Origin of the sequence: Campylobacter sp. RM16190, from assembly GCF_012978835.1 — a bacterium.
Classification (GTDB): Bacteria; Campylobacterota; Campylobacteria; order Campylobacterales; family Campylobacteraceae; genus Campylobacter_A.
The window spans coordinates 184,966-197,236 of record NZ_LIWS01000001.1; the positions used below are offsets into that span (position 1 = coordinate 184,966).

A 12,271-nucleotide genomic window follows, 5' to 3' on the forward strand; every position below is an offset into this window, starting at 1 on the left:
GCCTACTCCCTTGCGATAAATGCGCCCTCTATATGTCCTGCTTCAATGAAGTCTCTAGCCTCGTTTTCGCTTCTAAAGCCTACTAAAAATACTCTATATATAGCCCTTCCATCAAGTATATACTCTTTGATTTGAGTATTGTAGTTCCTGGCAGAGTGAGTTCTTTTGTAAGCATTTGCACCACTTAAATTTCTAAAAGCACCAATTTGCACCATAAATATACCGCCAACAAAAGTATCTTGCTGAACTCTACTTGATACCTTAGGCTTTTGAGAGCTTGGTATATTGGCAACTTTGCTATTTATACTACCATTAAACCCGACAACTTCAAGCACTACAGGTGCAGTGCCAGATGCTATCATGTCTATCTTTTGCGCTCCTACTTTTGACAGATCTATAACCCTGCCAGCCACAAAAGGACCACGATCATTAATTCTAACTATAATATTTTTGCCGTTCTTTAAATTTGTAACTCTCACCATTGTATTCATAGGCAAAGTTTTATGCGCGGCAGTCATATTATACATATTATAAATTTCACCGTTTGAGGTTTTTTTGCCATGAAAATTCGGTCCATACCAACTGGCTATTCCACTTGCCCTATCTCCCACGCTTACTATAGTCGGATAATATGTCTTTCCGTTTATGGTATAGGGACGCATGGTGGCTTGATGAACACCTTTTGAATTATTTATCTTTACGTTTGTAGGTCCCGTAGGGCCAAAATTTATACCTATCCAAGAGCATCCTGTAAAAAAAATAGATACAAAAATAGCCAAAAGGCCGAATTTGATACTATTTTGCAGTAGCAAGCTTTGCTCCGATAGATGAATTTGAGCTAATTAGACTGTTTGCATCCTTTAAATCCTTAAGTGCGACATCAAATTTCTCAGAAATTTCATTTAGGCTATCTCCGCTCTTTACTATATATTCGGCAAGATAGTTGATGTTTTGCTCCGTAGGGATCACTATGTTCTCATTTGGCTTTAGCTTATCGGATGTTAGATTATTATACTCTTTGATTATCTTATGACTAACTCCTGTTTTTTGAGCAATAGCCAAGAGAGTATCATCTTTTTTTATTGTATAAATTTCAAATTTACGATTTTGGGAGGCCTCAAAATTATCATTAAACATATTTTCTTTATTTTTAGGAATGTATAGATAGTATTGCTTATCCGTAGGTGGAGTATATACGAATTTAAGATGAGAGTTATACTCTTTCATTCTTTTTAAGCTAACTCCTATACTGTCTCCAACCTCCATCAAGGTAGTTCCTCCAGGAACATCAATCTTGGCAAGCTCAACAACTTTAGCATCACTTATCAAATTAGAATCGCTTGAGTTTTTGAAACTATTACCAGCCGCTATATTTGCGACAGTTAAAATTTTAGTGACAAAAGCCCTGGTTTCTTTTGGCAAATAACCTTTTTTGCTATCAAGAAGCACGTGTATATCATCACTTCCAGCTTTTTTTATAGCAGATTTTAGCCTAGTTCCTCCACAATTATATGCCATCATAGCCAAATACCATTTTCCAAATTCATCTTTTAAATTTTGAAGATACTTTGTAGCGGCGATAGTGGCAGCTATTGGATCTTTACGCTCATCAGCGTACTCATCTACTCTAAGACCATAAAGCTTAGCCGTAGGAGCCATAAACTGCCAAATACCTACGGCTTTAACTCTTGATACAACCTCGTTGGAAAAACCGGATTCTATCATCGCAAGATATAAAAACGACTCCGGGATACCTGAATCTTTAATAATTTTTTGCAAGACAGGAATATGCTTATATCCGTTCTCTATTGTCCTTGCAAATTCTTTTTTCTTACTATCTTTGATACTATTTTTAACTGTTTTATAGTAAGGACTGGTTAGAAATTTATAGTCTATGTCAAATTCTTTCAATACTTTTTTTTGTGATTCGGTTACATCTTTAACGTTTTTATTCATAGTCGAAGCAGATAAAAATATAGTACAGGTCATACACAAAAAAACTATTTTTAAAATTCTCATTTTTCTCCTTATTTATTCGGTATTAAAATTTCCAAAAAGCATTTTAGCATTTTGCGTGGTTATTCTAATTATCTCCTCTTTTTCTAAATCTAAAATTTCACTCATTCTTTGTGCAACAAATTGCGTATAAAAAGGCTCATTTCTCCTACCTCTATATGGTTCAGGCGAAAGATATGGACTATCTGTTTCGATAAGTAACTTATCTCTTGGAATTTTAGGCAAAATTTCCACTAAATTTTTAGCATTTTTAAATGTTAAAACTCCACCGATTCCAAAATAAAAATTTCCAAATTTACTAAGCTCTAAAAGTAATGGCGATGCGTTATAACAATGCAAAACCGCCCCTTTTAGCCTACTTGCATACTCTTTTAATATATTATAACAATCCTCATTAGAATCTCTAATATGTAAAATTACGGGTAGATTAAGCTCTACAGCCAAATCAAGCTGAGCCTTAAAAACTCTCTTCTGAGACTCTTTTTCGGCTAATTTCTTACCCTCATCTTTTGGTAGCCTAAAATAATCAAGTCCGCATTCGCCTACAGCTATACATTTGCCATCCTTGGCAAATTTACGTAACTCATTCTCATCAAAATCATCTATATGATACGGATGAACACCCACTGCAAAAAAAACATTTTTATAAGCATTGGCTATTCTAGCAGCTTTTGGTAAATCTTTAATATCAGCACCAGGTATCAAAACCCCACCAATGCCGCCACTATAGGTATTTTGCATAACCGTATCAAGATCTTCATCGTATCTATTATCATCAAGATGACAATGAGTATCTATTATCATCCAGCTACCTCTACTCTATTTCTGCCATTATCCTTAGCTTCATACAATGCATCATCTGCAAATTCTAAAATTTCATCTAAAGAATAATCACTTCTTCCAAATGCTACACCGATAGAAACAGTAAATTTAAAATTCTCTTTTTTTAAAGTTATAACTTGAGACGCAATATTGGATCTTAAATTTACAAAAAATTTAATAGCCTCTTCTTTGGAGATATTTTTAAGAACTATACAAAATTCCTCCCCTCCAAATCTAGCCACAATATCGTTTCCTTTTGTCTCATCTACTAATTTTTTTGCCAAAAACTGAAGCACCTTATCTCCGCCATCATGACCATAAGTGTCATTAATACTCTTAAAATGATCTATGTCAAGCATAGCTATCGCGTAAGGTTCAAAGAATTCCTCATGCTTACTTAAATATTCCTCCATATTGGCATAAAAATACCTTCTGTTATAAACGCCTGTCAAAAAATCATGATTTGCAAAATTTGCAATTCTATTAATATTTTCTATAGCCTCTATAGTATTATGTATTCTGCAGATAAATTCCTCTTTTTCAAAAGGCTTTGCGATAAAATCATTTGCTCCATTTTTAAGAAATATAGAGGCATTAACCTCCTCTTTCGGAGATGTAATAACTATTATTCCAAGATTATTCTTGTCTTTTTCCTTTCTAAGCTCTTTTAAAACCCCAAGACCATCTTTAATAGGCATTCTATAATCAGTTACAACAAGCTTTATATCAGGGTGATCGGCAAAATAGCTCATAGCCTCCTCGCCATGAGCAGCTGTAAATACCTGAAACTGAAGACTTGTTAGAATTTTTTTAATATTATTTCTAAAAGGCATCGAATCTTCAATGATCATAACCTTATACTGCTTATTTTTAATAAGCCTATTTATCATTTGAAATATATAGTTTATATCATCCATGTTGCTCTTGTAAACATAATCTACTATATCTTTATGTATAAATATTTCTCTAGTCTTAGGGTCAAGACTTCCTGTTAGCACTATCGCCGCAATACCTTTTGAAATAACATAATCTACAATCTCTCCATTTGGAGCGTCAGGCAAATTTAGATCAAGCAGGGCTATAAAATATTCACTTGGTTTAGCTAAAAAAACTTCCGCTTCAGCCATACTATGGGCTACGTCTATATCCATTTCGACGTTACCTTCCATCTTTTTTGCAATAAGTTTTGCCAATGCCTTATTGTCTTCAACTATTAAAATTCTACTTTTTTTCATAAATATAAGTTATCCATTACACATTAAATTTATAATTTTCTTCAATGCTACCATTTTTTTTCTTGTTAAAATATAAAATTTTTAACTCTCCAAAAGTTGCCTAGCAAAATTTAAAGCCTCATTTGTTATCTTTTCACCGCTTATCATTCTAGCAAGCTCAGATATACGTTCGCTATTTTCAAGCTCTATTACGATTGATTCTTCGCCATGTCTTTCAACCAAAAAGTGAGAATTTGCCTTTGAGCTAAGTTGAGGCTGATGTGATATAGCAAAAATTTGATAAAATTTGGCTAAATTTAAAAGCACATTTGCGATACTCATCGCCTCTTTTCCGCTTAAATTCGCATCTATCTCATCAAGTATAATAACTCCATTTCCGCTTCCTGAAATTTGCGTTTCGCTCGCTATAAATGCAAGACGCAAGCGATTTAACTCACCGGAGCTCAAATTTTTTAAATTCGTCTCATTTAAGCTCAGGCTAACTTCATCGACTCCAAATTTATCAAGCGGTTTTGGGCTTATTTTTAGAGTTATCTTGCTCATATAAAGCTCTTTAAGATAGGAATTTATAAGGATTTCAAGCTCTTTTAGATTTTCACTTCTTGCATTAGTAAGCTTGCTTGACATATCGTTAATCTCGCTTTTTAAAGCGTTAAATTTAGCTTCAAGCAAGCTCTTTTCAAAGCTTATGTTTTCGTACTTATTAAGCTCTACTTTTCGTTTTTGAAGTAGCTCAAGCGCCTCCTCGATGCTTGCATACCTGCGAATTAGCGAATTTAGCGCCTCGATCCTATCCAAAACGCCTTCTATATCGATATCTTCAAGCTCATCCATATTTAGATTGTCGCGCGCTATTCTAAGCTCGTTCATGCACTCTTCAAAAAAGCTCGCATCTATATCGCTGATATTTAGCGCATCTATGACGGCTCTTTCAGCGTGAAACACGGCTTCAGCCCTACTCCAAGCTTCATTTATCTTATCTTTTTTACTAAGGCGTTTTTTTATCTCCATAAGCTCTTCAAATTCGCCTACTTTTGGGCTAACCGACTCTATTTTTGATATCTCAAAGCTTGCGAATTCCTTAAGCTCCTCAATCCTTCTTTCATCTTCTATTATATTTTGCAACTCTTTTGAAATTTGATCAAATTCCTTAAATTTCGCCTCAAATTCCTGCTTAAATTTTAAAAATTCTCCGTTTTTTTTACTTTCGGCGATATCAAGTAAATTTAAAAATCTCTCGTTTTCAAACTCGTTTATCTCTTTGGCGGACAGATATTTTATATGCTCTTTTGCGATTGAGGCGAGATTTTTCTTTGAGATAGCCTGAGAGTTGATAAAATACCTTGTCGCCTTATCTCTAAACAGCTTAAAAGTATTTATCTGCTCGCTCTCAATCCCATACTCCTCGGCACTGAATTTATACTCCACATCCGCTTCAATCAGCTTTGCGTCGCTATCCTTAAGCCCAAAAACAGCCATTATCGCACTCATCAAAACCGACTTGCCCGCACCGCTTACGCCGGTAAATACGCTAAGCCCCTCCTTAAATTTCAGCTCAACGCTATCAAAATTTAGATATTCCTTTATCAAAAGCCTCTCAATCATTATAACCCCAGTGAAGTTTTTCTTTTAAAATTTGAAAGTAATCCCTGCCGATATGGCGGATAAATTTTGCCGATTTTTCACTCAAAGCAACGCTAATGCTATCTAAATTTGACATGTTAAACCTATCTTGCCCATCGATAACCAAAACAGCATCGCTTTGGGTTTTAAATTTCATCTCAAACCCTCTTGGAAGCACTACAGGACGCTGAGTAAGCGAATGAGAGCATATCGGAGTAACGGCAAAAACATCGCTTAACGGATAGATGATAGGTCCGTTTGCGCTCATGTTGTAAGCAGTTGAGCCGATCGGCGTTGATATAAGAACGCCGTCGCCAAAATACGAGTTAAAATCTTTTCCGTTTAAAAGCGCATTGATATGAGCCATAGAGCCTGGCTTCAAGCTTAGTATCGCAGCTTCGTTAAAGGCTATCTTTTTTACCGTATCGCCGCTTTTTTTATGCATAAACACATCAAGCATAAACGGGGTTTCGATATAGAATTTTCCCTCAAAAAAGTCTTTAAAAAACTCTTCGCATTCATCCATCGTGATATCTGTTAAAAATCCAAGTCTTCCTGCATGAATTCCAAGCACAAACGGCGAAATTTCTGCACTCTGTCTGCAAACTGAGATGATCGTGCCGTCTCCTCCTAAAGAGATTAGAAAATCACAATTTTTAGCCAAATTTATTAGCTCAAAACCCTGCTTATCAACCTCTTTAGCACAACTTTTTTCAAGTAAAATTTCTACACTGTATTTGGCTAAAATTTTCTCAATCGTCTTTAAATTTTTAGCCAAATCGGCATTTATCTTAGCTACAACTCCGACTTTTTTTACATCGGCAATATTTAAATTTCTCTCTTTTTTCATAGTTTTGATTGTAGCATATTTTGGTTTAAAAGCTCGGTAAAAGCAAAATTTGAGTATAATCAGGCTTTCAAAAACGAATTTTAAGGAGTATCTAATGCGAAGCCATTATTGCGCAGAGCTTAGTGCGGCGGACATCGGCAAAGAAGTCGATCTTTGCGGCTGGGTAAATACTTATAGAGACCACGGCGGAGTTGTCTTTATCGATTTAAGAGATAGAACAGGGCTAATCCAGCTGGTTTGCGATCCTGCCGATAGCATAAGCGCTCATGAAATAGCGTCAAAAGTTCGCGACGAGTATGTTTTAAAAATTAAAGGCAAGATAAGAGCGCGTGGCGAAGGACTTGTAAATCCAAGGCTAAAGACCGGTGAGATCGAAGTGGTAGTAAGCGAAGTGATAGTTGAAAACCCAAGCGAACCGCTTCCGTTTATGATCAACGATAACTCGGTAAATGAAGACATCAGGCTTAAATACCGATTTTTGGACTTAAGAAACGAGCGCTTGCAAAATATCTTTAAAATGCGCTCAAAGGCTGCGATTGCTGCTAGAAACGCACTTGATAGGCTTGGCTTTATAGAATTTGAAACACCTATCCTAACTCGCGCCACACCTGAAGGAGCAAGAGATTATCTGGTGCCAAGCCGCGTATATCCGGGGCAATTTTATGCACTTCCGCAAAGCCCTCAGCTATTTAAGCAGCTTTTGATGTGCTCTGGCTTTGATAAGTATTTTCAGATAGCAAAATGCTTTAGAGATGAGGATTTGCGAGCTGATCGCCAGCCTGAATTTACGCAGATTGATATCGAGATGAGTTTTATTAAGCAAGATGATATCTTAAATATGGCCGAAGAAGTTCTAAAAGACATCTTTGCAGCCTGCGGATATGATGTCAAAACGCCGTTTAGACGCATGAGCTACAAAGAAGCTACCGAAACATACGGCTCGGATAAGCCTGACCTTAGATACGATCTAGCTATGGTTGACGTGATTGATATATTCGCTCGCTCGACAAATGAAATTTTTAGCTCTATCGCAAAAGATCCTAAGAAAAACCGCATAAAAGCGCTTAAAGTGCCAAACGGAGATAATATATTTAGCAAGCGCGAGATGAATAGGTTTGAAGAATTTGTCCGCAAATTCGGAGCTCAAGGACTAGGATACTTCCAGATGAAAGAGGACGGATTAAAAGGTCCGCTTTGCAAATTCTTTGAAGAAAAAGACCTTCAAGAGATAGTTGATAGATGCGAGTTAAAGCTTGGCGATGTCGTATTTTTCGGTGCAGGCAAGAAAAAGATAGTACTTGACTATATGGGAAGATTTAGAATTTTCTTAGCTGAGCAAATGGGAATAATCGATCAAGACAGAATGGAATTTTTATGGGTGCTAGATTTCCCTATGTTTGAACAAAACGACGACGGAAGCTACTCTGCAATGCACCATCCGTTTACCATGCCTAAAAATATAGACGAAGAGGACTTAGAAGATATCCTATCCATAGCTCACGACGTTGTGCTAAACGGCTTTGAACTAGGCGGAGGAAGCGTGAGAATCCACAAAAACGACGTTCAACAAAAGGTATTTAAACTTCTTGGCATAGACGAAGCCGAGCAAAGAGAGAAATTTGGCTTCCTGCTTGACGCGCTTAGCTTTGGAGCGCCACCGCACGGAGGTATCGCGATAGGATTTGACCGCCTTGTGATGCTGGCTACTAAATCAACCAGCATTCGTGACGTCATCGCATTCCCTAAAACACAGCGCGCACAATGCCCTATGACAAAAGCGCCGAGTGAAGCAAATTCCGAGCAACTTCGAGAGCTTGGACTTAGACTAAGAGAAAAAACCAACTAAGGAAATTTGATGAAAAAACTATTTTTGATAATCGGAGCACCGGGAAGCGGTAAGACAACAGACGCGAATTTGATCGCAAAAGGCGATGAGAGCTTTACTCACTACTCCACGGGTGATCTGCTTAGAGAAGAAGTTGCAAGCGGAAGCGAGCTAGGCAAACTCATCGACAGCTACATCTCAAAAGGAAATTTAGTCCCTCTTGAAGTGGTTGTAAATGCGATAATAAGCGCTATAAAAAGCTCAAAAACGCCAAATGTCGTGCTTGACGGATATCCTAGAAGCATTGAGCAGATGAGTGAGCTTGATAAAGTCCTCTCTGCGCAAGATGAAATTGCACTAAAAGGCGTTATCGAAGTGGCCGTTAGCGAAGATGTAGCCAGGGAGCGTGTGCTTGGACGTGCAAGAGGCGCTGATGATAATAATGAAGTATTTAACAACAGAATGAAAGTATATCTTGAGCCGATCGGCGCAATTCGTGAATTTTATTCAAGCAAAAATTTGCTTCACGAGATAAACGGCGAAAGAACGATCGATGAGATAGTGCAAGACATGAGAAAACTAATAAATTCACTTCTATAAAACTACTAAAATTTAATTTGCCACGCTTTGCAAATAGCGCAAAATGTGGCAAATTTACTATTTTTTAAGCAATATTACCCCTTAACTTTTAATTAACAAATTCGCATTACAATTCGCTTCAGTTTATAACAAACTTCATAGTAAGTTATAAAACTAAGTTATCAGGCTGCTCTATTTAGCGGAGCTTAAAAAATAAAATCAAAATTTAAAGGATATAAAATGCTTAAAAAACTTACACTATCAGCTCTTCTAGCAGGCTCGCTTTTGGCAAGCGGAGGATTTACAGGCACAAATAACGCCGCACAAAACCAAGGCGGCTTCACAGGCAAAGGAAGTGCGACTTTAATGAGCGTAAAAGAGGCTTTAAATTTAAGAGATGACGCCCCTGTGATACTTGAAGGTAAAATAAGATCGCAAATCAGAGCCGAGCACTACGAATTTGTAGGCAAAAGTGGCGATGTAGTCGAGATAGAAATAGACAATCACATCTGGAAAGGCGTAACAGTAGATGAAAACACGCCTATAAGAATCACAGGCAAAGTCGATAAAGATCTTACAAAAACAACAATAGATGTAAAATCTGTTGAAATAATAAAATAACCAGCTATATACCCTAAAGCCCTTTTTAAAACTAAAATTTACAAAAAAGGGCTTTAGACTAAATTTGATTTGCAGATCACCAAAACAGCCATGTAACTTATCATAGCTTTACAAAGGTTAATTCAAGCCAAAATTTTAAAAACCACCTCATCTCAATTTTATTAAATTTAATCTCAAACCTACTTTATCAAGTATCTTAAATCAACTTATGCCAAATGCAGGCTGTCAAATTTAACTTAAATAAAAGCCGCAAATAAGTATAATCACACGCAAATAAACCAAGGAGCAAACATGGATATATCAAAAATCAAAGCGGGCTCAAACCCCGATAAAATCAATGCCGTAATCGAAATCCCATACGGCTCAAACATAAAATATGAAATTTGCAAAGACAGCGGTGCGGTTTTCGTTGATCGCGTGCTGTATTCTGCGATGTTTTACCCTGCAAACTACGGCTTCGTGCCAAACACGCTAGCAGAGGACGGCGATCCTGCAGACATTTTGGTGCTTAACGAGTATCCTTTGCAAGCCGGCAGTGTCATCCCTTGCCGATTGATCGGAGTTCTTGTGATGGAAGATGAAGCGGGAATGGACGAAAAACTTCTTGCAGTGCCGGTTAGTAAGATAGATCCAAGATATGACGCTATAAAAAGCTATAAAGATCTTCCGGAAGCCACACTAAATAAGATAAGAAATTTCTTTGAGACTTACAAAATGCTTGAGCCAAACAAATGGGTAAAAGTAAAAGAATTTAAGTGCGCGGACACAGCAAAAGCGATTTTAGATAAAGCCATAGCAAGCTATAAATAATATAAGCCCCTAAATTTGGGGCTTTCAAAGGTAAAATTTGAAACAACTACTACTTATACTAACAGCTTGCGCCTTCTTACTTGGTGCTTCACAAGAAAGAGGCATCATAGATATGCACGGAGGCAAAACGCAAAAATATGGCGGTTTTTCAAAGAAATTTGAGAATAGAAAATTTGGAGATTACAATACAACAAAAGAACAAAATAATAAATTTTATAAATAAATACAAAAGTATACTGAGATTATATCCTGATAAATTATTAATTTTTTACTCATAAAGACTAACTAGTAATATTAAATATAAAAATTCATTTAAATTTTATGTTTCAGTTTTTAGTAAAAAGTTTAGATTAAATATATCACTCCAAATAAAAACAATCTTCATAAGTTAATTAAAAACTTACAATTTAAGCAGCTTATACTAAATAAATATAAGAGCTGTCTGTGTCTACTGCAGTATATTTACCTCCATCACTCTTAAGCCCTACTATTTCTATCATTAAATCATTATCATAATCAAAAGACTGTTCTTTATTATTATTTGATTGATATCCATCTTTATTTATATACACATATCTATTATTTTTCACTTGTGCTTGAAAGACATCTCCTTCATTGCTTGATATATACTTAGGAAGTGCAACACCTTCAACTATTGCTTTAAGCAAATTTTCCACATTAGTATATGACTTAATAGTGTTGCTTGTTGTGGTATCAAGATATTGACCATTTATACTAATCGCATTTGGTATATTTTCAATAGATATTACTCCTGTTGTATTTTTGTATACAATTAAAACATCATCACTCCAATAATATCCTTTTGTGTTCTCAGTTTTATCTACTTTGAAAGGACTACTAGAATAAATAGGCTTGGAAGGTATTTTCGCATCCTTACCAAAAGTTATCTCATTTTTATTTGCATCACTCAAAAATCTTGTGCCAAACAATCCAAAATCAGTGTAATCTTTATAGTTGTTCATGCTTTTTGGCATATCTAAAACTCTTATAAGCAAATCTTTATCAGGAGAATAAGAATTTTTAGAGCCACCTTTTTCTAAATATAAATATCTAGTATCGTTTACTTTATAATTATAGAAATATCCTGTTTCAAAAGATTTTTTATCATCATTTTGTAAATAATAAATTAAATCTTTCTGCGTATAAGCCCTTCCACCATCTTTAGATCTCAAAATGCTAAAACCATCAACTTGTATATTTCTAGGTATCTGATCTACTGTTATCATACCAACAGTATCTTTGTGAACTATAAGTGTTTCATTATCAAACGTGTAGCCTTTAACTTTATCAGATAGTTTCTGCAAAATATTTGATATATCCGACTCAGTAGAATCTGACTTTACAGATTTTACAGCATCGATAAATGGTTCTAATTTATTAGGATTTGCACTTTTTATTAAATTTGCAGTAGCATTTGATAGTAAAACTTTATTTTTAAATAAAATACCAGCATCTGTTTTTATATTATCATGATTATAAATAGCTTTTATCATTTCACTTACAATTTGACCTTTGCTAAACTGTTTTGTATTAAGCAAATTTGTCCAATAGTAAACACCTTCTGAATCAACTTTAATTCCTTTATGAGAATACGCTGACTTGTTTAAAGTATTTTCGTAAATAAAATTTATAAATTTAAAATTATCATATAAATTATTACCAAAGTATTGTTTAGCAACAAAAGAATCAAGCATATTATCAGCAATTTGAGCCATATTAAGATTATCATCTATAGACTTCTTGAGCCAATAACTGTTACCATCTCCTTCGCTTACTCTCCCAAAAAGGCTAACATACAATGAAGATACTAAAGATTGATTTAGTGCCATTTTAATCCTTTATAAATACTAAATTATATTTTAACATAAA

Annotated in this window: 12 protein-coding genes; 5 read left to right on the plus strand and 7 right to left on the minus strand. The window is 35.4% G+C overall.

The features are described from left to right. Positions 1-2 precede the first annotated feature (2 nt). The 6 genes from CDOM16190_RS01035 to CDOM16190_RS01060 all read right to left on the minus strand — a co-directional run bounded on the left by CDOM16190_RS01035 (position 3) and on the right by CDOM16190_RS01060 (position 6,546). Complete coding sequence (locus CDOM16190_RS01035) at positions 3-812, minus strand: septal ring lytic transglycosylase RlpA family protein (RefSeq protein WP_249934083.1); 810 nt, start codon at positions 810-812, stop codon at positions 3-5. Beyond that, positions 796-2,019 carry a lytic transglycosylase domain-containing protein gene (locus tag CDOM16190_RS01040; protein WP_170018512.1) on the minus strand — a complete coding sequence of 408 codons (1,224 nt, stop codon included), beginning with the start codon at positions 2,017-2,019 and terminating at the stop codon, positions 796-798. The genes CDOM16190_RS01035 and CDOM16190_RS01040 overlap by 17 nt, the downstream gene beginning before the upstream one ends. Before the next feature lie 12 nt (positions 2,020-2,031). Next, a complete protein-coding gene (locus CDOM16190_RS01045; RefSeq protein WP_170018513.1) occupies positions 2,032-2,820 on the minus strand; it encodes a TatD family hydrolase in 789 nt (262 codons plus the stop codon). After that, complete coding sequence (locus tag CDOM16190_RS01050) at positions 2,817-4,073, minus strand: GGDEF domain-containing response regulator (RefSeq protein ID WP_170018514.1); 1,257 nt, start codon at positions 4,071-4,073, stop codon at positions 2,817-2,819. Before CDOM16190_RS01050 ends, CDOM16190_RS01045 begins: the two co-directional genes overlap by 4 nt. 81 nt (positions 4,074-4,154) lie before the next feature. Beyond that, a complete protein-coding gene (locus CDOM16190_RS01055) occupies positions 4,155-5,678 on the minus strand; it encodes an AAA family ATPase (RefSeq protein WP_170018515.1) in 1,524 nt (507 codons plus the stop codon). Beyond that, positions 5,671-6,546: an NAD(+) kinase gene (locus tag CDOM16190_RS01060; RefSeq protein WP_170018516.1), complete on the minus strand. Its 876-nt coding sequence runs from the start codon at positions 6,544-6,546 to the stop codon at positions 5,671-5,673. Before CDOM16190_RS01060 ends, CDOM16190_RS01055 begins: the two co-directional genes overlap by 8 nt. Positions 6,547-6,640: 94 nt before the next feature. Between CDOM16190_RS01060 and aspS the strand changes: the two genes are divergently transcribed. The 5 genes from aspS (at position 6,641) to CDOM16190_RS01085 (ending at position 10,604) form a co-directional block, all read left to right on the plus strand. Further along, positions 6,641-8,392, plus strand: a complete 1,752-nt coding sequence (gene aspS / locus CDOM16190_RS01065; RefSeq protein ID WP_170018517.1) for an aspartate--tRNA ligase — start codon at positions 6,641-6,643, stop codon at positions 8,390-8,392. Positions 8,393-8,401: 9 nt separating this feature from the next. After that, entirely contained in the window at positions 8,402-8,971 is a 570-nt protein-coding gene (locus CDOM16190_RS01070) for an adenylate kinase (protein WP_170018518.1), read from the plus strand. 219 nt (positions 8,972-9,190) lie between these two features. Continuing rightward, entirely contained in the window at positions 9,191-9,571 is a 381-nt protein-coding gene (locus CDOM16190_RS01075; RefSeq protein WP_170018519.1) for a YgiW/YdeI family stress tolerance OB fold protein, read from the plus strand. A 291-nt stretch (positions 9,572-9,862) separates the two neighbouring features. After that, positions 9,863-10,381 (plus strand): inorganic diphosphatase, encoded by a 519-nt coding sequence (ppa, locus tag CDOM16190_RS01080; protein WP_170018520.1) that lies wholly within the window; start codon positions 9,863-9,865, stop codon positions 10,379-10,381. Between the two features lie 37 nt (positions 10,382-10,418). Next, positions 10,419-10,604 (plus strand): hypothetical protein, encoded by a 186-nt coding sequence (locus CDOM16190_RS01085; protein WP_170018521.1) that lies wholly within the window; start codon positions 10,419-10,421, stop codon positions 10,602-10,604. 193 nt (positions 10,605-10,797) lie between these two features. Here CDOM16190_RS01085 and CDOM16190_RS01090 read toward each other — a convergent pair whose 3' ends face one another. Further along, positions 10,798-12,231 (minus strand): hypothetical protein, encoded by a 1,434-nt coding sequence (locus CDOM16190_RS01090; RefSeq protein WP_170018522.1) that lies wholly within the window; start codon positions 12,229-12,231, stop codon positions 10,798-10,800. Positions 12,232-12,271 lie beyond the last annotated feature (40 nt).